Source organism: Azospirillum sp. TSO22-1 (assembly GCF_003116015.1).
Taxonomy (GTDB): domain Bacteria; phylum Pseudomonadota; class Alphaproteobacteria; order Azospirillales; family Azospirillaceae; genus Azospirillum.
The window spans coordinates 81,304-101,550 of the sequence record NZ_LGQZ01000014.1 but is presented as its reverse complement, the minus strand read 5'-3'; the positions used below and the strand labels follow the sequence as shown (position 1 = coordinate 101,550).

Below are 20,247 nucleotides of genomic sequence, written 5' to 3'. Positions count from 1 at the left end.
GCCCCGCCGTTACTTCGCCCCAGCGATCAGCGGGTGCACAACCCGGTCGCCGGCGCGGATGCCCAGGCGCGCGCTCATGCCGCCGTTGATCTCCAGGATCGCCTTCACCGGCGCCGCCGAGCGGATGGAGTCGGTGGAGTGCGGCACCGCGCGCTCGTGGATGTTCACGATGCGGCCGTCGGCGGCGACGAACAGCATGTCCAGGGGGATCAGCGTGTTCTTCATCCAGAACGCCGCCGGCTGCACCTGATCATAGACGAACAGCATGCCGGCGTCGGCCTCCATCTTCTCGCGGAACATCAGGCCCTGCGCCTGCTGCGCCGGGGACAGCGCCACCTCGATGTTGAAGCGGAAGCGCTGGCCGGCCGCCGTCTCGACCGTCAGCGAGGAGCGCTGGAACTGCTCCAACGCCGACACCGCGCCGGGCGCAGCGGCCAGGAACACCGAAAAGCACAGGACGAAGCGGCTCAAAATGCGTCCGATCATCGTTGGAAACCATCCGCGGGAAGTCCAGTCGTCCGCGGACCTTGCCCGCACGCCGCCCCGCTGTCCAGCGTCAGGAGGTCTTGGCCATCAGGGCTTAAGGGCCGCCGCGGGCCGGCCGCTGGGGTAGAGGTCCTCCTTCACCGGCTGCACGCTGCGCACCGTGTAGCCCGGCCGGGCGCTGAAGCGCCGCACCGCGCGCTCCGCCGCGTCGCGGTCGGTCTCCGCCCACACCAGATATTCGCGCCCGCGCGCCCATTCCTGGGCCAGCGGGTGGCTGGCATCGACCTCGCCGATCTGCGTGTTGGCGACGATGACCAGCCACTCCTTGTCCGAGGGGTTGCGGCGGTCGCTGAGGATCAGCAGGCGCGGCTTGCGCTTGGCCTGCTCCTCGGCCAGCTTCTGCTGCACCTCGGCCTGCTTCTTGCGCAGCGCGATCATCTCGTTCAGCAGGTCGTCGGTTTCCTTGTTGGCGCTCTCCTCGTCGCGCTGGAAGCGCTTCATACTCGCTTCCAGCTTCGCGACGGACTCCCGCGCCGCCTTCACCCGGGTGCGCGACTGGCCGACGATCGCCTCCAGCGACAGCAGCACGTTGCCGAGCCACGCCGCCAGCGCAATGATCACCAGGATGATGAGGAAGTTGAGCGTCATTGCATGGCCGCCTTGGCTTCCGCGAGCGCGCGCGCCTGCGCCTCGGCAACCATCTTCTCGGCCGCGGTGCCGCCGGCCTTCTGGAAGCTCTTCTGATAGCCCAGCTTGAACGGGAACGCCGTCTCGACCTGCTGCTTGGCATCCTCGAAGCTGCCCGCCCACACCTCGGCGATGTTGGTGTAGCGCCAGATCGGGTTGGCTTGCGCCCGCTCGCCGTTGGCGCGCGCCGCCGCCGCCGCCGCCTCGCGGCTGACGTTCACCGTGTACTTGCTGGTGCCCGCCGAGGGCTCGCCGACCTCGTGCACGAACAGCGGCGGCTGTTCGGCAAGATCGGCGATGGCCTTCTCCATCCTGCGGATGTCGCTTTCCAGCCGGTGCTTTTCGGAACTCTGCTGGTTGCGGCGCGATACCGCGCCGTTGACGCGGTCCTGTAGGTCCTGCGCTTCCGAGTGGAGCACGTAGATGCGGTTCTCGAGCTGGTCCAGGCCGGCCGACCGCTCCAGGAACCCGGGCAGGAAATCCTTCATCAGCGCGGCCACCGGGAGCGCCGCCAGCATGATCGCGCCGATGGCGATCAGAAGCAGAGTCGTGTTCGACATGTCCCGGACTTCGCGTTCCTTCCGTGCGCACGCGCAACCTGTGGACAGTCGCCGATTTTTTATTGCGCGTCAACGCGTTGCACCGCGGCATCATGAACTGTTGCGGATCGGAGACAGCAACTTCCGTTACAGCCCCTCCAGGGCCAGCGCCGCCACTCGCCGCACCGCCTCGCTCACCGGCCCCGGACGTGGCGCGTCGGCCAGCGTGGTGAACCAATGCTCCGGCGGGTTGCGTCCGGCGCTGCGGCTCCAGGTCAGCCCGCGCAGCACCGCCTCAGCGGCGTGCGTCGGCCCGCGAACGAGGTCGAACCCGTTCAGCGTCGCCCAGACGCCGGCCCAGCAGCGCCCGACGGACCACGGGTTGTAGCCACCGCCACCGACCACCAGCACCCGCGGCGCCAGATCGACCAGCGCCGCCACCGCCCGCCACAGCGCGCCATTCGACAGTTCCAGCTTGCTCAGGGGATCTTCGGCCAGCGCGTCGGCGCCGGTCTGCATCACCACGACATCCGGCGCGAACCAGTGGCCGAGCGGCAGGATCACCGCCTCGACGAGGTGGTCCATCTCGCTGTCGTTGAAGCCCGGCGGAACCGGCAGATTCCGCACCATGCGGCCGGCGCGCGTCTCCGCCGTGCCGGTGAAGGGCCAACGGCCGTCCTCATGCACCGACAGCGTCAGCACCCGGTCGTCGACGGCGAACGCCTCCTCCACGCCGTCGCCGTGGTGGGCGTCGAGGTCGACGTAGTAGACGCGCTCCACCCCGGTGTCGAGCAGCTCCAGGATCGCCAGCACCGGCGCGTTGAGGTAGCAGAAGCCGCTGGCGCGGCTCGGCCGGGCGTGGTGGGTGCCGCTGGCCGGGCTGTAGACGATGCCCGGCTCCTCCAGCAGCAGACGCGCCGCCTGGATGCCCGCCCCGGCGCTGATCGCCGGGCGCCGGTACATCTCCGGAAACACCGGGTTCTCCAGCTTGCCGAGGTTGTAGCGCACCGCGGTCGCAGCATCGACGCGCTGCTCGGCTTCGGCACGGGCGAGCGCCACGATGTAGTCGCGGTGGTGGAAGCGCGCGATCTCGTCCACCGTCGCCGCGGGTGTGTCGATGTAAACACTATCGTCCAGCCAGCCCATCGCCCGGCAGAGGTCGATGGTGGTGGAGACGCGCGGGATGGCGAGCGGGTGTTTGGGGCCGTAGCTCGACCCGCGGTACACTTCGCTGCCCAGGAAGAGCGGACGGCGTGCCATGACCCCGTCAAGGTGGGCCGGCGCCGGTGCTCCGTCAACGACGCACCGGGGGCCTTGCCGTAACGCCGGTGCGCCCTTTCTTGATGGGGGATGCCGATGCCGATCCGCCTCATCGCCGCGCTGCCGATCCTGCTGGCCCTGACGGGACCGGGCCATGCGGCCGGCGGCCGGGTGCCGGTGGACCTCGAACTGGTGCTGGCCATCGACGTGTCCGGCAGCATCGACGCGGACGAAGCGGAACTGCAGCGCCGCGGCTACGTCCAGGCCTTCCTCAACCCCAAGGTCATCAACGCCATCCGCTCCGGGCCCTACGGCCGCATCGCGGTGACCTACGTGGAATGGGCGGGCGACCATTACCAGCAGACGGTCATCGGCTGGACCCTGCTCGACCGCCGCGAGGCGATCACCGCCTTCGCCGACCGGCTGGGGGAGAGCGGCATCGGGCGCGAGCGCTGGACCTCGATCAGCGCCGCCCTCGCCTACGCCGCCGCGCTGTTCGAGAACAACGGTTTCGAAGGCACGCGGAAGGTCATCGACGTGTCCGGCGACGGCCCCAACAACAGCGGCCCGCCGGTAACCTTCATCCGCGACGCGGTGGTGGAGAAGGGCATCACCATCAACGGCCTGCCCATCGTCAACGACCGTCCCAACCCCTGGGGCGGCGAGCCGCCGCGCGACCTTGACGGCTACTACCGTACCAACGTGATCGGCGGGCCCGGCGCCTTCCTGGTGGTGGCCGATGGATTCGATGCCTTTGCACAGGCGATCCTGACCAAGCTGCTGCTGGAAATCTCCAACCTGCCGCCGTCGAGCGACCACGCCGCTTGCCCGCGCTGTTCCGAGTTGCCATAGTCCCTGCCTGTCACTGGGGGGAGCCGGCGGTCGGCTGAGAGGTCCCATGAGCGGGACGACCCCTGGAACCTGATCCGGTTCGTACCGGCGTAGGGACCAGTGAGCCATGCACGCGCGCGTTCTGCCGGCCGGGGTGCCGGCACCGGTTTCCGTCACCATCGCCTCCGCCCGTCTGACCTACGGCGGCGCGCCGCTGTTCGAGGATCTCAGCCTGCGCCTGGAGCCGGCGGCGGTGACTTGCCTGCTCGGCCCGAGCGGCGTGGGCAAGACCACCCTGCTGCGCCTGATCGCCGGGCTCACCGACCTGGAGCCGCCGACCACCGTGACCGCGGGCGACGGGCTGCCGTTGGCCGGGCGCGTCGCCTACATGGCGCAGCAGGACCTGCTGCTGCCGTGGCTGAGCGTGCTGGACAACGTGCTGCTCGGCGCCAAGCTGCGCGGCGAGCGGCGTTCGCCGGCCCTTGTGGATGAGGCGCACGGCCTGCTGGAGCGCGTCGGGTTGCCCGGCCGCGCCGGCGATCGTCCCGCCGCGTTGTCCGGCGGGCAGCGCCAGCGCGTGGCCCTCGCCCGCACGCTGGTGGAACGGCGGCCGGTGGTGCTGATGGACGAGCCGTTCTCGGCGCTCGACGCGATCACCCGGCTGCGCCTGCAAGAGTTGGCGGCGGAACTGCTTGCCGGGCGGACGGTGCTGCTGGTCACCCACGATCCGCTGGAGGCGCTGCGCATCGGCCACTTCGTGCATGTGATGAGCGGGGGGCCGGCGGTGGTGGGGGCGGCGCTGGAGCCGCCCGGCGTGCCGCCCCGCGCGCCGGACGACGCGGCCGTGCTGGCCATGCAGGGCGAGCTGCTGCGGAGGCTGGCGGGATGAGACTCGGCATGGCGACACTTGCCCCCACCCAACCCTCTCCCGTTTCGCAGGGGAGGGCTTTCAGGGCTGACGGCGGAGTTCCCTCCCCTGCGCAGCGGGGGAGGGGTAGGGTGGGGGCAATGCGATGCGCCTGATGCGCGCTCTCGTCACCCTTGCCGTGCTCCTGACGGCGTGGCACGCGCTGGTCTGGGCCACCGGCCTGCCCCGCTTCATCCTGCCCGGCCCGCTGGCGGTCGCCGATGCCTTGCAACGCAACGCCGGCCTGCTGGCGCAGCACGCCGCCACCACGCTGTCCGAGATCCTGGTCGGCTTGGCGCTCGGCGTCCTCCTCGGCACGGCAAGCGCCATCCTGCTTGCCAGCGTTCGCGGTGCGCGGCGCTGGCTGATGCCACTGCTGGTGGTCAGCCAGGCGATCCCGGTGTTCGCGCTGGCGCCACTGCTGGTGCTGTGGCTCGGCTACGGCATGGCGTCGAAGATCGCCATGGCGACGCTGGTCATCTACTTCCCGGTCACCACAGCGCTGTTCGACGGATTGCGCCGCACCGAGCCGGGCTGGCTCGACCTCGCCCGCACCATGGGGGCATCCGGCGCCTCGACGCTGTGGCACATCCGGTTGCCGGCCGCCCTGCCCGCGCTCGCCTCCGGCATCCGCGTCGCCGCCGCGGTGGCGCCGATCGGCGCGGTGATCGGCGAGTGGGTGGGCTCCTCCTCCGGCCTCGGCTACCTGATGCTGCACGCCAACGCGCGCATGCAGGTGGACCTGCTCTTCGCCGCCCTGTTCGTGCTCGGCGCGTTCGCGGTGGCGCTCTATGCCGCCACGGACGCGCTGCTGCGGCGCGCGCTGCCGTGGCTTCCCGATTCCCATGCGTTCGATGAGAAGGATTGACCGATGAAGTTCCCGTTCGCCGCCGCGGCGCTCGCTGCCGGGCTGCTGACCGCCCTGCCCGCGTGCGCGCAGGACAAGCTGACCGTTCTGCTCGACTGGTTCGTCAACCCCGACCACGCGCCGTTGGTGGTGGCGAAGGAAATGGGCTTCTTCAAGGACGCCGGCCTCGACGTCGAGCTGGTCGCCCCCGCCGACCCCAACGACCCGCCGAAGCTGGTCGCCGCCGGCAAGGCGGAGTTAGCGGTGTCCTACCAGCCGCAACTCCAGGTGCAGGTCGGCGAGGGGCTGCCGCTGGTGCGCGTCGGCACGCTGGTGTCGACGCCGCTCAACTCGCTGGTGGTGCTGGCCGACGGGCCGGTGAAGTCAGTGAAGGACCTGAAGGGCCGCAAGGTCGGATTCTCGGTTGGCGGCTTCGAGGACGCGCTGCTCGGCGCCATGCTGGAGAAGGCGGGCCTGAGCCTGAAGGACGTGACGCTGGTCAACGTCAACTTCTCGCTGTCGCCGTCGATCCTGTCCGGGCAGGTGGACGCGGTGATCGGCGCCTTCCGCAACTTCGAGCTCAACCAGATGGCCATCGAGAAGCACCCGGGCCGCGCCTTCTATCCCGAGGAAGAGGGCGTGCCGGCCTATGACGAGTTGATCCTGGTCGCCAACAAGGCGCAGACCAACGACCCGCGCCTGCCGAAGTTCCTGGCGGCGGTCGAGCGCGCCGTCCTCTACATCCTCAACCACCCGGAGGAGGCGCACGCCGCCTTCACCAAGGGCCGGCCCGAGCTGAACGACGAGTTGAACCGCCGCGCCTGGGCCGACACGCTGCCGCGCTTCTCGCACAGCCCGGCGGCGCTGGACGCCGCGCGCTACGCGCGTTTCGCCACCTTCCTGAAGGCTCGCGGCCTGATCAAGGAGGCGCTGCCGGTGGACGCCTACGCCGTCACGCTGAAGTAGGGCTCCGTTGCCAAGGTGCTCCGGCGGGCGTTACCGTGTGGTGGCCCCGCCGGGGCCGTCCATCGCGAGCGAGACCATGCCGATCAAGACCATCCTGTTGCACATGGCGAACGACGACCGCCACTCCGCCCGTCTGCAAGCGGCGGTCTCGCTGGCCAAGCGTTTCGACGCCTTCGTGGAGGTGCTGTACATCGCCACGCCGGTGACGATGCCGGCAGCGGCCACCGGACGCGTCGCCTCTTACGGCTTCATCGCCGAATCGACGGCGATCGCACAGGAGAAGGCCGGCGAGGTCGAGCACGAGGTGCGGCAGGCGCTCAAGGACTGCTCCTATTCCTGGGCAGTGGACGAGGGCGACCACGTCGAACTGCTGGCCAGGCGCGCCGCCTACGCCGACCTCGCCATCGTCACCCAGTCGCACCCGGCGCACATCGAAGACCGCGTGCTGCTGCACGTCCCGGACCGCCTTCCGCTGGAGGCCGCCTGCCCCACCCTGGTGCTGCCCTACGACGGCATGCCGGAGACCTTCGGTCGCCACGTCATGCTAGCCTGGAAGAACACCCGCGAGGCGGTCCGCGCGGTGCGCGAATCAATGCCGTTCCTGCAGGCCGCCGAAAAGGTGACGGTGCTGACGGTGGACCCGCCGCACCACACCACCGACACCGCGCGCGACGTGATGGTGTACCTGGAACGGCACGGCGTGCGCACGTGGCACCAGTCCAACATCGCCAGCGGCGACGTCGGCGAAGTGGTCCTGACCTGCGTGCAGGACGTCGGCGCCGACCTGCTGGTGATGGGTGCCTATGGACACTCCCGCTTCCGCGAGATGGTGCTGGGCGGCGCCACACGCACGGTGCTCCAGCACATGCACGTGCCGGCGCTGATGGCGCACTGAGCCCGCCGCCTGTCCGGCGGGCTCAGTGCGTAGGCGTCACCGGGACGGTGGTCGTCATTTCTTCATCTGCGACGCGACCACCTTGTCCTTGATGTCGTTGTAGACGTTCTGGGGAACGACCTTCTTGCTAAGAAGCTCGTCCTTGTTCTTGTAGGGCCGGTTCTTGATGATGGCATCCGCGCGCGCCTCGCCGACGCCCGGCAGCGTGTCCAACTCATCCTTGGAGGCCAAATTCAAGTCGACGAGCGAACTCCTGGTCGTGCTTGCCGAACTGCCGGTTGCAGCACTTCCAGCGCCGCCGCCAGCGGTGCTTCCCGACTTTGCGGCGGGCGGGTTGCCGGGTGGGGGCGCCGTTGTGGTCGTACCCTTGCCGGGCGGCGGGCTGGTCGAGGGCGACTGGGCCAGGACGGGGAGCGCCAGGACCACTCCCAACGCCGCAACGGCTGCATAGCGTAGCACGCGCATCGCAGACCTCCTCAAAATCGATCGAGACGGACGGTTTCCGCCGTTTCTCTGAACGCGGCGCCTCCTCTCAAGGATCCCTTCAGGCGGTTGCGCTCTACCGGAAGAACACCACGGTGATCAGCCCGAACAACGGCACCAGAATGCCGCACGACCACGCCATGTAGCCGAAGAAGCTGGGCATCTTGACGCCGCGCTCCTCGGCGATGGCCTTGACCATGAAGTTGGGTGCGTTGCCGATGTAGCTGTTGGCGCCCATGAACACCGACCCGGCCGAGATGGCGGTCAGCGTCAGCGCCCACTCGCCCATCAGGTGCGCGGCATCGCCACCCGCGGTGTTGAAGAACACCAGGTAGGTCGGCGCGTTGTCGAGGAAGCTCGACAGGATGCCGGAAGCCCAAAAATACGCTGCCGGTACCGGCTGGCCGTCATGGTTTACTGCGGCGATGATGGCGCCCAGCGAGCCCTCGGTGCCGGCACGCAGGATGGCGAGCGCCGGAATCATCGTCAGGAAGATGCCGGCGAACAGCTTCGCCACCTCGAGCATCGGCCCCCAGGTGAAGGCGTTCATCCGCCGGCTCTCGGCCTCGGTCAGGTGCAGCGACAGGCCGGTGATGAGCAGCAGCAACGCTTGGCTGGCGATGCTCTCCCACGGCAGCACGACGCCCATCACGTTGAGCCCGCCGCCCGGGTGCCAGACGCCGCTGAGCAGCACCGCGCCGACGATGGCGCCGAGCAGCAGGAAGTTCACCTTGCCCTCGATGGCCAGGGGCTCCTTGAACTCCTCGGTCAGCGGCTCCTTGCCGCCCTCGCGGGCGTAGAGGACCCAATCGGTGACGAAGTAGACCACCAGCAGGATCGCAGCGGCGAACGCTGCCGGCCCGATCAGGTGCGTGGTCGGCCAGAAGAAGCTGACGCCCTTCAGGAAGCCCAGGAACAGCGGCGGGTCACCGAGCGGCGTCAGCGAGCCGCCGATGTTGGCGACCAGGAAGATGAAGAAGACGACGGTGTGCACCTTGTAGCGCCGCTGGTCGTTGGCGCGCAGCAGCGGCCGGATCAGCAGCATCGAGGCGCCTGTGGTGCCCATGACGCTCGCCAGCGCCGTGCCCAGCGCCAGCCCAACCGTGTTGGCGAGCGGTGTGCCGACCAGCGCGCCCTTGAGCCGCACGCCGCCGGCCACCGTGAACAGCGCCGTCAGCAGGATGATGAACGGGATGTACTCCAGCAGCGCCGTGTGCAGAACCTCGCCCGCCGTCATGTCGAGGCCGTAGCGCATGGCGAACGGGATCAGGAAGGCGAGCGTCCAGCCGGCGGTGATCTTGCCGAAATGGTGGTGCCAGATGACCGGCGCCGCCAGCGGAAGGACGGCGATGGACAGCAGCACGCCGACGAACGGCACCACCCACAACGGGCCCAGTTCGCGGCCGTCGAGGTGCGGAACCTCGGCTGCAAGAGCCAGTGCCGGAAGGGCGAGCGTGGCGAGGAAGGCGAGTCCCGGCAGCAGGCGGGGACGAACGGCGCGGCGTCGGAGGGCGGCGGTCATTGGGAAATCGGGGTAATCCGTTGGTGTGCGAGTATGGAACCCGGGATAGCGCGCGCCAAGCCGGAAACTACGGGCACGGCCGCATTTCGATCGGCCCGTCGGCGGCGCCGGTCCACGCGTGCAGCGCCCGACATCGGCCGGCAATGCACAACCCGTGGTCGGCGGTGTGCGGAGAGGCGGCGAGGACCACCCGCGGCTGTGGCGGCACCGCCGGATGCCAAACGATCCAGCCGTCCTCGACGCGAGCATCCGGTGGAGGTTCGACTCCGGCGCCGCCCCCCTTCACCCACGCCGTTTCTAAAACCAGCCCGCCATCGGCGATCCGCCACTCCTCGCGCCACTCCGTCCGCTCGACCGAATGGGTCCAGGACAGGGTGAAGCGATCGGCCGGAACGCTGGCCAGGACCGTCGCGGCCCCGGCCAGCGCCAGACACAGACTGGTCATTGTGCCGGGTGTGTGGCCGGTCCCGCCGCCCTTTGCCGCCAGCGCTGCCAGACGATGAAGGCAACCGTGATGACGAAGGCTGCCTCGTCGGTCCAGGGCGCGGCGATGACGAACAGGAAGGCGGCGAGCGCCGCGGTCGTCCGTTCCCCCCAGTTGAGCGGAGTCAGGAAGAAGCCGATGGTCGCCCCGCCCCACAGCCCGATGGCAAGGCACGCCTTGACGACGATGTAGATCACCGCCAGCACGCTGTCGGTCTGCAGCATCAGCGCCGGATCGTACACCGCCATGAACGGCACGACGTAGCCGGCGATGGCGATGCGCGTCGCGATCCAGCCGATCTCCATGTGGTCGGCCCGGCAGATCGACGAGGCTGCCAGCGCCGCCAGCGCCACCGGCGGCGTCAGATCGGCCATGATGCCGAAGTAGAAGACGAACATGTGCGAAACGATCAGCGGCACGCCCATCAGCTTCAGGCCCGGCGCGGTGATCGCCGCCATGACGATGTACGTCGCGGTGGTCGGCAAGCCGGTGCCCAGCACGATGCAGGCGATCATGGTCAGCACCAGCGCCAGCAGCAGGCTGCCCTGCGACATCTCCACCACCGCGCCGGCGACGCTGGACGCCAGTCCGGTGAGTTGGAGCATGCCGATCATCACGCCGACCAGCGCGCAGGCGATGCCGACGCCGATGGCGTTCTTGGCGCCGTCGGCCATGCTCTGCACCAGCAGGGCCAGCGTCTCGCGCCCGCTGCGGAAGGTCAGACACCCGACGGCCATCAGTGCCACCACGGCGAACGCCATGTGCTCGGTCCGCCAGCCGAGGTTCCACAGCCCGGCCGCCACCAGCCCGACCACCACCCAGAACAGCACACGCAGCGCCATGGAGCGCATCGGCCCGACCAGCCGCATGCCGAGGATCAGGGCGGTCGTTGCGGCAATGCCGATGACGCCGGCGAACAGCGGCGTGAAGCCGGCGAACAGCAGATAGACCAGCGCCGCCAACGGCAGGATCAGGTACCAGCCCTCGACCAGCGCGCGCCAGACGTTCGGCAGCTGCGCGCGCGGCATGCCGACGAGGTTGTACATGCCGGCTTCCAGATGGACCATCCAGAAGGCGCTGGCGAAGTACAGGACCGCCGGGATGGCGGCGGCCAGGGCGATCTCGCTGTAGGGCACGCCGATGGTCTCGGCCATGATGAAGGCGGCCGCACCCATCACCGGCGGCATGATCTGACCGCCCATGCTGGCCGTCGCCTCGACGGCGCCGGCAAAGGCCGGGCGGTAGCCGAAGCGCATCATCAGCGGGATGGTGAACTGCCCCGTCGTCAGCACGTTGGCGATGCCCGAACCGTTGATCATCCCCATGAAGCCGGAGGAGATCACCGCCACCTTGGCCGGCCCGCCCTTGCTGTGGCCGACGAGGCCGAGCGAGACGTCGTTGAACAGTTGCACCATGCCGGCCCGCTCCAGGAACGAGCCGAACAGGATGAACAGGAAGATGTAGGTGGCCGACACGAAGGTCGGCGTGCCGTAGATGCCCTCGGTGGACAGGAACAGGTTGTCGATCACCTGGTCGATGTCGTAGCCGCGGTGCCCCAGGCCGAACGGCAGGTAGCGGCCGTACAGCGCGTAGGGGATGAACACCACGCACATGATGGGCAGCGTCAGCCCCATGATGCGCCGCGACGCCTCTACGACCAGCGCAACCTTGATCGCGCCGACCGCGAGGTCGAGCGTGCTCGGATCGCCGGCGCGCTGGATCAGGTCGACCTCGAACCACCAATGATACAGGCCCAGCACGAAGCCCGTCAGGCCCAGCGCCCAGTCGTACCAGGGAACGGTGCGCCGCTCCTCCTGCCGGAAACCGAACAGCGCGTAGGTCATCAGCAGCAGGAAGCCGACATGGATCGAACGGACCACGAGGCTGGACAGCGGGTTGAAGGCCGCCGTCCAGATCTGGAAGATCGAGAACAGCACCGCGATGGCGAACACCACCTTGCCGGTGCCGCCCTCGAAGGCGACGACGGTGGAGGGATTCTCGCGGTCGAGGATCTGGCGGAGTTTGGCGTCCGGTTCGCCGTGCGTCTCGGTCATGTCTCAGGCCCCGTACCCGGCGCGCCTACTTCAGCAACCCCTTTTCCTTGTAGAATTTCTCGGCACCCGGATGCAGCGGCACCGGCGAGGCGACGGCGTCGGCGTCCAGCTTGATCTGCTTGGCGGCGACGTGCGCGGCGGTGAGCTGGTCGAGGTTCTCGTACATCGCCTTGGTCATGGCGTAGACGGCGGCGTCCGGCACGCCCGAATGGGTGACGAGGAAGTTGCGCACCGCCGCGGTCGGCACCGCCTCGGTCTGGCCGGTGTAGGTGTTGGCCGGCACCGTTTCCGCCACATAGGCGGGGTCGCCGACCTTCTGCACGATGTCGACCGGCACGGCGACCACGGTGATGTCCTGCGAGGTGGACAGGTCCTTCACCGCCGCCACGCCGAGACCGGCGGAAATCAGCGTCGCGTCGAGTTGGCGGTTCTTCATCAGGTCGACGGACTCGGCGAAGGGCAGGTACTCGGTCTTTGCGAAGTCCTTGTAGCTCAGCCCGGCGGCGCCGAAGATGGCGCGCGCGTTCAGCTCGGTGCCGGACTTCGGCGCGCCGACCGACACGCTCTTGCCCTTCAGGTCGGCCAGCGTCTTGATGCCGGATTCCTTGGTCGCCACGATCTGGATGTAGTTCGGGTAGATGCCGGCGACGTTGCGCAGCTTGCCGAGCTTGCTCTTGAACCCGGCCTCCTCGTTGCCCTTCCACGCGTCGGACAGCGAGTCGCCCAGCGTGAACGCGATCTCGCCGCGGCCGGCCTGCAGCAGGTTCAGGTTCTCCACCGACGCCTTGGTCGCCTGCACGGTGACCTTGGCGCTCGGGATCGCCTTGGAATAGATGCCGTTCAAGGCCACGCCCAGAGGGTAGTAGACGCCGCTGGTGCCGCCGGTCAGGACGGTGATGAACTCATCGGCGTGCGCCGGGGCGGCGACGGCCAGACAGGCTCCGAGCGCGGCAGCGAAACGCTTCATCGCGGTATCTCCCTCCGATTTTTTGCACGCGTCGTTCGCGACGGTGATTGTTCGGACCCGAATGTACCCCGCCCGAACGCGCTCCGCCAGTGGGGAAGACCACAAGTCGGGGGGACGGTATATTCCGTACGGTGGCTTGACCTTGATCGGGGCCGGCACCCTATCCTTGCACAAAGGCCAGAAGGCACAAGGGAGGGAGTCCACGCATGTCCTGCACCGTCACCATGACCGTCAACGGCAAGGCGGTCACGCGCGAGGTCGAGGAGCGCACCCTGCTCGTCCACTTCCTGCGCGAACACCTCGCCCTCACCGGCACACACGTCGGCTGCGACACCAGCCAGTGCGGCGCCTGCGTCGTCCACGTCGACGGGCGGTCGGTCAAGTCCTGCACCATGCTGGCGGTCCAGGCCGAGGGTGCCAGCGTCACCACCATCGAGGGGCTGGCGGCGGCCGACGGCACGCTGCACCCGATGCAGGCGGCCTTCCGCGAGCACCACGGCCTGCAATGCGGCTTCTGTACGCCCGGCATGGTGATGAGCGCCGTGGACCTGGTGAAGGACAACCCCACCCCGACCGAGTCGGAGGTCCGCGAAGGGCTGGAAGGCAACATCTGCCGCTGCACCGGCTACCACAACATCGTCAAGGCGGTGCTGGCGGGGGCCGAGGCGATGCGCGCCGGCGAACCCGCGGCGGCCGCGGCCGAATAACGACAAACGGCTTCATGGGAGGACTTGTGCGATGGCGAACCCCACCGGGATCGGCGCGTCCGTGCGCCGCCGCGAGGACCAGCGCTTCCTGACCGGGCGCGGCACCTACACCGAGGACATCAAGCGGCCGAACCAGACCCACGTCCACATGCTGCGCTCGCCCTATGCGCACGCCCGCATCCGCGGCGTCAACGCGGCGGATGCGCTGAAGGCGCCGGGCGTGGTGGCCGTGTTCACCGGCGCCGATATGGCCGCCGACAACGTGAACTCCCTGCCCTGCGGCTGGCTGATCCATTCCAAGGACGGCTCGCCGATGAAGGAGCCGCCGCACTTCCCCATCGCCCGCGACAAGGCGCGCTACGTCGGCGACATCGTCGCGGTCGTCATCGCCGAGACCCGCGAGCAGGCCAAGGACGCCGCCGAACTGATCGACGTCGGTTACGAGGACCTGCCGGCCGTCGTCTCGCTGCGGCAGGCCGTCGACGGAAGCGCCGCACAGGTGCACGACGAGGTGGCGGGCAATCTCTGCTACGACTGGCACCTGGGCGACGCCGCGGCGGTGGACGCCGCGTTCGCGGGAGCCGCGCACGTCACCAAGCTGGACCTCGTCAACAACCGCCTCGTCCCCAACGCCATGGAGCCGCGCGCGGCACTCGGCGAGTACGACCCGGCGACCGGCGAGCACACACTGACTACCACCTCGCAGAACCCGCACGTCATCCGCCTGCTGATGGGCGCCTTCGTGCTGGGCATCCCCGAGCACAAGCTGCGCGTCGTCGCGCCGGACGTCGGCGGCGGCTTCGGATCGAAGATCTTCCACTACGGCGAAGAGGCCATCGTCACCTGGGCGGCGAAGAAGGTCGGCCGCCCGGTGAAGTGGACCGCCGAGCGCTCGGAGAGCTTCCTGTCCGACGCGCACGGGCGCGACCACCTCACCCATGCCGAGCTGGCGCTGGATAAGGACGGGAACTTCCTGGCGCTGAAGGTCTCGACCCTGGCGAACATGGGGGCGTACCTCTCCACCTTCTCGACCTCGATCCCGACCTACCTGTACGCCACGCTGCTGGCCGGCCAGTACAAGACCCCGGCGATCTACGCCGAGGTGAAGGCGCTGTTCACCAACACCGCCCCCGTCGATGCCTACCGCGGCGCCGGGCGTCCCGAGGCGTGCTACCTGATCGAGCGTCTGGTCGAGATCGCGGCGCGCGAGATGGGCATCGACAAGACGGAGATACGCCGCCGCAACTTCGTGCCGGCCGAGGCCATGCCCTACCAGACGCCGGTGGCGCTGCAGTACGACACCGGTGACTTCGCCAAGAACCTCGATATGGCGCTGCCGGCGGTGGACTACGCCGGCTTCGCCCAGCGTAAGGCCGAGGCCGCCAAACGCGGCAGGCTGCGCGGCATCGGCTTCGCCACCTACATCGAGGCCTGCGGCATCGCGCCCTCCAACGTGGCGGGCGCTCTGGGAGCCCGCGCGGGCCTGTACGAATCCGCGGAAGTGCGCTTCCACCCCACCGGGTCGGTGACGGTGTTCACTGGCTCGCACAGCCACGGCCAGGGCCACGAGACGACCTTCGCGCAGATCGTCGCCGAGCGCTTCGGCATCCCCATCGAGAACGTCGAGATCGTGCACGGCGACACCGCCAAGGTGCCGTTCGGCATGGGCACCTACGGCTCGCGTTCGCTGGCGGTGGGCGGCTCGGCGCTGGTCAAGGCGATGGACAAGGTCGAGCGCAAGGCCCGCAAGATCGCCGCGCACCTGATGGAGGCCGCCGAGACCGACATCGAGGTGAAGGACGGCCGCTTCACCGTCGCCGGCACCGACAAGAGCGTCGGCATCGGCGACATCGCGCTGGCTGCCTACGTCCCGCACAACTTCCCGCTCGACGAGCTGGAGCCGGGGCTGGACGAGCAGGCGTTCTACGACCCGAAGAACTTCACCTACCCCAACGGCTGCCACGTCTGCGAGGTGGAGATCGACCCCGACACCGGCGTGGTGAGCGTGGAGAGCTTCAGCGCGGTGGACGACTTCGGCCGGGTCATCAACCCGCTGATCGTCGAGGGGCAGGTGCACGGCGGCATCGTCCAGGGCATCGGTCAGGCACTGTTCGAGAACTGCGTCTACGACGAGGACACCGGGCAGCTGATCACCGGCTCCTACATGGACTACTGCATGCCGCGCGCCCACGACGTGCCGTCGTTCGCGGTGAGCTGGCACGAGGACCAGCCCTGCACGCACAACCCGCTGGGCGTGAAGGGCTGCGGCGAGGCTGGCACCATCGGCGCCGCGGCGGCGGTGATGAACGCCGTCATCGACGCGCTGGCCGAGCACGGCGTCACCCACCTCGACATGCCGGCCACGCCCGAGAAGGTCTGGCGCGCGCTCAACCAGTCCCGCCCGGCCATGGCGGCGGAATAAGGAGGAGAAACCATGTACGCCTTCGAATACCGCCGCCCGGCCTCGCTGGCGGAAGCGGTGTCCCTGCTGAGCCAAGCCGAGGAGGGCAAGATCCTTGCCGGCGGACAGACGCTGCTGCCGACGCTCAAGCAGCGCCTCGCCCGACCGACCGAGCTGATCGACCTGTCCAAGGTGCCGGAGCTGAAGGGCATCCGCGAGGATGGCGGCGCCCTGGTCATCGGCGCCTTCGCTTGCCACGCCGAGGTGGGGGCCAGCGATCTGGTGAAGCGCCGCATCCCGGCGCTCGCCGACCTCGCCGTGCACATCGGAGACCGGCAGGTGCGGGCGCTGGGCACGCTCGGCGGCTCCATCGCCAACGCCGACCCGGCGGCCGACTACCCTGCCGCGGTGGTGGCGCTGAAGGGCACGGTGAAGACCGACCTGCGCGAGATCGCCGGCGACGACTTCTTCACTGGCATGTTCGAGACGGCGCTGAACCCCGGCGAGGTGATCACCGGCGTGCGCTTCCAGGCGCCGGACAAGGCGGCGTACGCCAAGTTCCGCAACCCGGCCAGCCGCTACGCCATCGTCGGCGTCTTCGTGGCGCGGTTCGGGAACGAGGTTCGCGTCGCGGTGACCGGGGCCGGGCCGAGCGTCTTCTGCGTGACGGACATGGAAGCCGCGCTCGCCAAGGACTTCCGCGCCGACGCGCTGAGCGGCGTGGCGGTGAGCGCCAACGGCCTCAACGGCGACATCCACGCTAGCCCGGAGTACCGCGCGCACCTCGTCACCGTGATGGCGAAGCGCGCGGTGGAGGCGTGCGCCTAATTCCCTCTCCCGCCCCGGGAGAGGGAGGGGCCCGCTCGTAGAGCGGGAGGGTGAGGGTGCGTCCGAGGATCCTTGACCGTACCCTCACCCGGCCGCTGCGCGGCCACCCTCTCCCGGGGCGGGAGAGGGTTGTTTTCCTCACGCCACCGGTTACCTTCCCCCTATGCCGACTCCCCTCCCCGCCTCCGTCGACGCCACCCTCGATCTGCTGGGCCGCGGCGACTACGTCGCCGACCGGGCGCTGTCCACGGCGCTGTACCTCGCGCTCAAGCTCCGGCGCCCGCTGTTCCTGGAGGGCGAGGCCGGCACCGGCAAGACCGAGATCGCCAAGGTGCTCTCCCGCACCCTCGGCCGCCGTCTGGTGCGGCTGCAATGCTACGAGGGGCTGGACGTGGCGTCCGCCGTCTACGAGTGGAACTACGCCCGCCAGATGATGGAGATCCGGCTGGCCGAAGCCGCCGGCGACCGGGACCGCGACGCGCTGGCCTCCGACCTGTTCTCCGACGCGTTCCTCGTCAAGCGCCCACTGCTCCAGGCGCTGGAGCCCGATCTCGCCGGCCCTCCCGTCCTGCTGATCGACGAGCTGGACCGCACCGACGAGCCGTTCGAGGCGTACCTGCTGGAGGTGCTCTCCGATTTCCAGGTGACGATCCCGGAGTTCGGCACCATCAGGGCGCCGGAGCCGCCCATTGTCATCCTCACCTCCAACCGCACGCGCGAGATCCACGACGCGTTGAAGCGGCGCTGCTTCTACCACTGGGTCGACTACCCTTCGGCCGAGCGCGAGCGGGAGATCCTGCGCGTCAAGGCGCCCAACGCCGACGCGCGGCTGGCGGCGCAGGTCGTCGGTTTTGTCCAACGCCTGCGCGCCATGGACCTCTACAAGGCGCCGGGCGTGGCCGAGACGCTGGACTGGGCGCAGGCGCTGGTGGAGCTGAACCAGCTGGAGCTGGAACCCTCGGTCATCAACGACACGCTCGGCACGCTGCTGAAGTACCAGGACGACATCGCCCGCATCCAGGGCAGCGAGGCGGCCCGGCTGCTCGCCCAGGTGAAGACCGAGCTGGCCGCCACCCGCGCGCCATGACCTTCCCCACCTCCCCGGTCGGCGACGCGCGGCTCGCCGCCAACCTCATGCACTTCGCCCGCGCGCTGCGCGCCGCCGGCCTGCCGGTCGGACCGGGCAAGGTGCTGCAAGCCCTGGAAGCGGTCGAGGCGGTGGGCCTCGGCAACCGGCGGGACTTCTACTGGGCGCTGCATTCGGTGTTCGTGAACCGGCGCGACCAGCGGCCGGTGTTCGATCAGGCCTTCCACGTCTTCTGGCGCAACCCCGACCTGCTGAAGCGCATGATCGGCATGATGCTGCCGGGCATGCGGGCACCACCCTCCCCCGACCAGAAGGAGCTGTCGCGCCGCGTCGCCGACGCCCTGCGCGGCCCCGGCGGCCCGGAAAAGGAACCAGAACCCGAAAAGACCGAGATCCAGGTCGACGCCGCCTTCACCGTCTCCGACCGCGAGCTGTTGCAGGCTAAGGACTTCGAGAAGATGTCGGCCGACGAGCTGGCCGAGGCCAAGCGCCTGATGGTCCGCATCGCGCTGCCCGTCGCCGAGGCGGCGACCCGCCGCTACAGCCTGGACCCCACCGGCCCGCGCATCGACCCGCGCGCCACGCTGCGTCGCATGCTGCGCCAGGGCGGCGACGTGGCCGACTTGGTCCGCTCCCGCCGCCGCACCCGGCCGCCGCCGCTGGTGGTGCTGTGCGACATCTCCGGCTCGATGAGCCGCTATTCGCGTATGCTGCTGCACTTCCTGCACGCACTGTCCAACGACCGCGACCGGGTCTACAGCTTCGTCTTCGGCACGCGCCTCACCCACGTCACGCGCCACCTGCGGCACAGGGATGTGGACGTGGCATTGGACGCCGTGGCGGGAGCCGTCCAGGATTGGTCCGGCGGAACCCGGATCGGCGCCACGCTGCACGAGTTCAACCGCGTCTGGGCGCGCCGCGTGCTCGGCCAGGGGGCGGTGGTGCTGCTGATCACCGACGGGCTCGACCGCGACGCCGGCGAGGGGCTGGGCCGGGAGGCGGAGCGGCTGCACAAGAGCTGCCGCCGCCTGATCTGGCTGAACCCGCTGCTGCGCTGGGAAGGCTTCGCGCCGAAGTCCTCCGGCGTGCGGGCGCTGTTGCCGCACGTCGACGATTTCCGCCCGGTGCACAACCTGAACAGCCTAGCGGACCTCGCCGGAGCGCTGGAGCACACCGGCCCGCGCCGGCACGAGGGCATGCGGGCGTGGTTGAAGGGAATGACCTGAGAAAGAGTGGGCTGAGGAAACGGGCATGAGCGACGACATCCTCGAACAGGCGGCGCGCTGGCGCGGCGAAGGGCGCCGGGTGGCGCTGGCCACGGTGGTGGCGACCTGGGGCTCATCGCCGCGGCCGGTGGGCAGCACGATGGCGGTGGACGAGGCCGGCGCGATGGCCGGCTCGGTGTCCGGCGGCTGCATCGAGGGCGCCGTCGTCCACGAGGCGCAGAAGACCATGGAGGACAGCGAACCCCGCCTGCTCTCCTTCGGCGTCACCGACGAGATGGCGTGGGAGGTCGGGCTGGCCTGCGGCGGCAAGGTGCAGGTCTACGTCGAGGCGGTGGAATGAAGCGCGATATCCTGGAGCGCCTGCTGAAGGCGCGCACTGACAAGGTGCCGGTGGCGCTGGTCACCGACCTGTCCTCCGGCATGCAGAGCCTCGTCTTCCATGACGCGGTGCACGGCGGCTTCGGCCTGGAGGACCACCACCTCGCCGAGATCCGCGCCCGCTTGCGCCAGGACCACAGCGGGCTGGTTGAGTTTCCCGACGTCGAGGGCTACGAGGACGAGGGGCCGCGCCTGTTCGTGCATGCCCACAACCCGCCGCTGCGCCTGATCGTCGTCGGCGCCGTCCACATCGCGCAGTTGCTGACGCGCATGGCCGATCTCGCCGGCTACGCGGTGACCGTGGTCGATCCGCGCGCCGCCTTTGCCAGCGAGGCGCGCTTCCCCGGCGTGGAACTGGTTCATTCCTGGCCCGACGAGGCGTTGGACGCGCTTGTCATCGACGCGCGTACGGCGGTGGTGACGCTGACCCACGACGCGAAGCTGGACGATCCCGCGCTGATGGTGGCACTGCGCTCGCCCGCCTTCTACGTCGGCTCGCTGGGCAGCAACCGCACCCACGCCAAGCGCCTCGACCGCCTGTGCGAACAGGGCCTGAGCGAGACGGAGCTGAAGCGCATCCACGCCCCCGTCGGCCTCGATATCGGCGCCGAGACGCCGGCCGAGATCGCGGTCTCCATCATCGCCCAGGTGGTGGCGGCCCGCCGCAACGCGCTCTAAATATCAGGGGAGCG

21 protein-coding genes and 1 riboswitch are annotated in these 20,247 nt (G+C 69.3%); of the genes, 12 read left to right on the top strand and 9 right to left on the bottom strand.

Features of this window, described 5'->3' with window-relative positions; all coding sequences use genetic code 11:
* Nucleotides 1–9: 9 nt before the first annotated feature.
* From TSO221_RS04740 to TSO221_RS04725, 4 genes are all read right to left on the bottom strand, one after another.
* Complete coding sequence (locus tag TSO221_RS04740) at nucleotides 10–486, bottom strand: DUF192 domain-containing protein (protein WP_109117324.1); 477 nt, start codon at nucleotides 484–486, stop codon at nucleotides 10–12.
* An 87-nt stretch (nucleotides 487–573) separates the two neighbouring features.
* Nucleotides 574–1,134 carry a hypothetical protein gene (locus TSO221_RS04735; protein ID WP_109117323.1) on the bottom strand — a complete coding sequence of 187 codons (561 nt, stop codon included), beginning with the start codon at nucleotides 1,132–1,134 and terminating at the stop codon, nucleotides 574–576.
* Entirely contained in the window at nucleotides 1,131–1,733 is a 603-nt protein-coding gene (locus TSO221_RS04730) for a hypothetical protein (protein WP_199229384.1), read from the bottom strand. The genes TSO221_RS04735 and TSO221_RS04730 overlap by 4 nt, the downstream gene beginning before the upstream one ends.
* A 126-nt stretch (nucleotides 1,734–1,859) precedes the next feature.
* Nucleotides 1,860–2,972, bottom strand: a complete 1,113-nt coding sequence (locus TSO221_RS04725; protein ID WP_109117322.1) for an acetoin utilization protein AcuC — start codon at nucleotides 2,970–2,972, stop codon at nucleotides 1,860–1,862.
* Nucleotides 2,973–3,068: 96 nt separating this feature from the next.
* On the opposite strand from TSO221_RS04725, the gene TSO221_RS04720 reads away from it, so the two are divergent.
* The 5 genes from TSO221_RS04720 to TSO221_RS04700 all read left to right on the top strand — a co-directional run bounded on the left by TSO221_RS04720 (nucleotide 3,069) and on the right by TSO221_RS04700 (nucleotide 7,418).
* Nucleotides 3,069–3,824, top strand: a complete 756-nt coding sequence (locus TSO221_RS04720; protein WP_247877910.1) for a DUF1194 domain-containing protein — start codon at nucleotides 3,069–3,071, stop codon at nucleotides 3,822–3,824.
* 6 nt (nucleotides 3,825–3,830) lie between these two features.
* Nucleotides 3,831–3,938, top strand: a riboswitch (TPP riboswitch).
* Entirely contained in the window at nucleotides 3,931–4,692 is a 762-nt protein-coding gene (locus TSO221_RS04715; RefSeq protein ID WP_109117320.1) for an ABC transporter ATP-binding protein, read from the top strand. (Overlaps the previous riboswitch by 8 nt.)
* Before the next feature lie 124 nt (nucleotides 4,693–4,816).
* The gene (locus TSO221_RS04710; RefSeq protein WP_109117319.1) at nucleotides 4,817–5,578 is read left to right on the top strand and encodes an ABC transporter permease; all 762 of its coding nucleotides are present in this window, start codon (nucleotides 4,817–4,819) and stop codon (nucleotides 5,576–5,578) included.
* Between the two features lie 3 nt (nucleotides 5,579–5,581).
* A complete protein-coding gene (locus TSO221_RS04705; RefSeq protein ID WP_109117318.1) occupies nucleotides 5,582–6,523 on the top strand; it encodes an ABC transporter substrate-binding protein in 942 nt (313 codons plus the stop codon).
* Between the two features lie 76 nt (nucleotides 6,524–6,599).
* A complete protein-coding gene (locus TSO221_RS04700) occupies nucleotides 6,600–7,418 on the top strand; it encodes a universal stress protein (RefSeq protein WP_109117430.1) in 819 nt (272 codons plus the stop codon).
* 54 nt (nucleotides 7,419–7,472) lie between these two features.
* On the opposite strand, the gene TSO221_RS04695 is transcribed toward TSO221_RS04700, so the two are convergent.
* The 5 genes from TSO221_RS04695 to TSO221_RS04675 form a co-directional block, all read right to left on the bottom strand.
* Complete coding sequence (locus TSO221_RS04695; RefSeq protein ID WP_109117317.1) at nucleotides 7,473–7,883, bottom strand: helix-hairpin-helix domain-containing protein; 411 nt, start codon at nucleotides 7,881–7,883, stop codon at nucleotides 7,473–7,475.
* Nucleotides 7,884–7,977: 94 nt separating this feature from the next.
* Nucleotides 7,978–9,423 (bottom strand): sodium:proton antiporter, encoded by a 1,446-nt coding sequence (locus TSO221_RS04690; protein WP_109117316.1) that lies wholly within the window; start codon nucleotides 9,421–9,423, stop codon nucleotides 7,978–7,980.
* Between the two features lie 67 nt (nucleotides 9,424–9,490).
* Nucleotides 9,491–9,868, bottom strand: a complete 378-nt coding sequence (locus tag TSO221_RS04685; protein WP_109117315.1) for a DUF1850 domain-containing protein — start codon at nucleotides 9,866–9,868, stop codon at nucleotides 9,491–9,493.
* Nucleotides 9,865–11,961, bottom strand: coding sequence for a TRAP transporter permease (locus TSO221_RS04680; RefSeq protein ID WP_109117314.1), 2,097 nt, complete (start codon nucleotides 11,959–11,961; stop codon nucleotides 9,865–9,867). The genes TSO221_RS04685 and TSO221_RS04680 overlap by 4 nt, the downstream gene beginning before the upstream one ends.
* Before the next feature lie 25 nt (nucleotides 11,962–11,986).
* Nucleotides 11,987–12,928: a TAXI family TRAP transporter solute-binding subunit gene (locus tag TSO221_RS04675; protein WP_109117313.1), complete on the bottom strand. Its 942-nt coding sequence runs from the start codon at nucleotides 12,926–12,928 to the stop codon at nucleotides 11,987–11,989.
* 206 nt (nucleotides 12,929–13,134) lie between these two features.
* Between TSO221_RS04675 and TSO221_RS04670 the strand changes: the two genes are divergently transcribed.
* The 7 genes from TSO221_RS04670 to TSO221_RS04640 all read left to right on the top strand — a co-directional run bounded on the left by TSO221_RS04670 (nucleotide 13,135) and on the right by TSO221_RS04640 (nucleotide 20,233).
* A complete protein-coding gene (locus TSO221_RS04670) occupies nucleotides 13,135–13,635 on the top strand; it encodes a (2Fe-2S)-binding protein (protein WP_109117312.1) in 501 nt (166 codons plus the stop codon).
* 31 nt (nucleotides 13,636–13,666) lie between these two features.
* Nucleotides 13,667–16,057, top strand: coding sequence for a xanthine dehydrogenase family protein molybdopterin-binding subunit (locus TSO221_RS04665; RefSeq protein WP_109117311.1), 2,391 nt, complete (start codon nucleotides 13,667–13,669; stop codon nucleotides 16,055–16,057).
* Nucleotides 16,058–16,069: 12 nt separating this feature from the next.
* A complete protein-coding gene (locus tag TSO221_RS04660; RefSeq protein WP_109117310.1) occupies nucleotides 16,070–16,864 on the top strand; it encodes a xanthine dehydrogenase family protein subunit M in 795 nt (264 codons plus the stop codon).
* Between the two features lie 163 nt (nucleotides 16,865–17,027).
* Nucleotides 17,028–17,951 carry a MoxR family ATPase gene (locus TSO221_RS04655; RefSeq protein ID WP_109117309.1) on the top strand — a complete coding sequence of 308 codons (924 nt, stop codon included), beginning with the start codon at nucleotides 17,028–17,030 and terminating at the stop codon, nucleotides 17,949–17,951.
* Entirely contained in the window at nucleotides 17,948–19,177 is a 1,230-nt protein-coding gene (locus TSO221_RS04650) for a VWA domain-containing protein (RefSeq protein WP_109117308.1), read from the top strand. Before TSO221_RS04655 ends, TSO221_RS04650 begins: the two co-directional genes overlap by 4 nt.
* Nucleotides 19,178–19,202: 25 nt before the next feature.
* Nucleotides 19,203–19,517: an XdhC family protein gene (locus TSO221_RS04645; RefSeq protein ID WP_109117307.1), complete on the top strand. Its 315-nt coding sequence runs from the start codon at nucleotides 19,203–19,205 to the stop codon at nucleotides 19,515–19,517.
* Nucleotides 19,514–20,233, top strand: coding sequence for an XdhC family protein (locus TSO221_RS04640; protein WP_109117306.1), 720 nt, complete (start codon nucleotides 19,514–19,516; stop codon nucleotides 20,231–20,233). The genes TSO221_RS04645 and TSO221_RS04640 overlap by 4 nt, the downstream gene beginning before the upstream one ends.
* Nucleotides 20,234–20,247: the final 14 nt, after the last annotated feature.

Excerpts from the sequence above, each read along its gene's own strand:
- TSO221_RS04740 (WP_109117324.1), bottom strand. The coding sequence starts at position 486 with ATGATCGGACGCATTTTGAGCCGCTTCGTCCTGTGCTTTTCGGTGTTC.
- TSO221_RS04735 (WP_109117323.1), bottom strand. The coding sequence starts at position 1,134 with ATGACGCTCAACTTCCTCATCATCCTGGTGATCATTGCGCTGGCGGCG.
- TSO221_RS04730 (WP_199229384.1), bottom strand. The coding sequence starts at position 1,733 with ATGTCGAACACGACTCTGCTTCTGATCGCCATCGGCGCGATCATGCTG.
- TSO221_RS04725 (WP_109117322.1), bottom strand. The coding sequence starts at position 2,972 with ATGGCACGCCGTCCGCTCTTCCTGGGCAGCGAAGTGTACCGCGGGTCG.
- TSO221_RS04720 (WP_247877910.1), top strand. The coding sequence starts at position 3,069 with ATGCCGATCCGCCTCATCGCCGCGCTGCCGATCCTGCTGGCCCTGACG.
- TSO221_RS04715 (WP_109117320.1), top strand. The coding sequence starts at position 3,931 with ATGCACGCGCGCGTTCTGCCGGCCGGGGTGCCGGCACCGGTTTCCGTC.
- TSO221_RS04710 (WP_109117319.1), top strand. The coding sequence starts at position 4,817 with ATGCGCCTGATGCGCGCTCTCGTCACCCTTGCCGTGCTCCTGACGGCG.
- TSO221_RS04705 (WP_109117318.1), top strand. The coding sequence starts at position 5,582 with ATGAAGTTCCCGTTCGCCGCCGCGGCGCTCGCTGCCGGGCTGCTGACC.
- TSO221_RS04700 (WP_109117430.1), top strand. The coding sequence starts at position 6,600 with ATGCCGATCAAGACCATCCTGTTGCACATGGCGAACGACGACCGCCAC.
- TSO221_RS04695 (WP_109117317.1), bottom strand. The coding sequence starts at position 7,883 with ATGCGCGTGCTACGCTATGCAGCCGTTGCGGCGTTGGGAGTGGTCCTG.
- TSO221_RS04690 (WP_109117316.1), bottom strand. The coding sequence starts at position 9,423 with ATGACCGCCGCCCTCCGACGCCGCGCCGTTCGTCCCCGCCTGCTGCCG.
- TSO221_RS04685 (WP_109117315.1), bottom strand. The coding sequence starts at position 9,868 with ATGACCAGTCTGTGTCTGGCGCTGGCCGGGGCCGCGACGGTCCTGGCC.
- TSO221_RS04680 (WP_109117314.1), bottom strand. The coding sequence starts at position 11,961 with ATGACCGAGACGCACGGCGAACCGGACGCCAAACTCCGCCAGATCCTC.
- TSO221_RS04675 (WP_109117313.1), bottom strand. The coding sequence starts at position 12,928 with ATGAAGCGTTTCGCTGCCGCGCTCGGAGCCTGTCTGGCCGTCGCCGCC.
- TSO221_RS04670 (WP_109117312.1), top strand. The coding sequence starts at position 13,135 with ATGTCCTGCACCGTCACCATGACCGTCAACGGCAAGGCGGTCACGCGC.
- TSO221_RS04665 (WP_109117311.1), top strand. The coding sequence starts at position 13,667 with ATGGCGAACCCCACCGGGATCGGCGCGTCCGTGCGCCGCCGCGAGGAC.
- TSO221_RS04660 (WP_109117310.1), top strand. The coding sequence starts at position 16,070 with ATGTACGCCTTCGAATACCGCCGCCCGGCCTCGCTGGCGGAAGCGGTG.
- TSO221_RS04655 (WP_109117309.1), top strand. The coding sequence starts at position 17,028 with ATGCCGACTCCCCTCCCCGCCTCCGTCGACGCCACCCTCGATCTGCTG.
- TSO221_RS04650 (WP_109117308.1), top strand. The coding sequence starts at position 17,948 with ATGACCTTCCCCACCTCCCCGGTCGGCGACGCGCGGCTCGCCGCCAAC.
- TSO221_RS04645 (WP_109117307.1), top strand. The coding sequence starts at position 19,203 with ATGAGCGACGACATCCTCGAACAGGCGGCGCGCTGGCGCGGCGAAGGG.
- TSO221_RS04640 (WP_109117306.1), top strand. The coding sequence starts at position 19,514 with ATGAAGCGCGATATCCTGGAGCGCCTGCTGAAGGCGCGCACTGACAAG.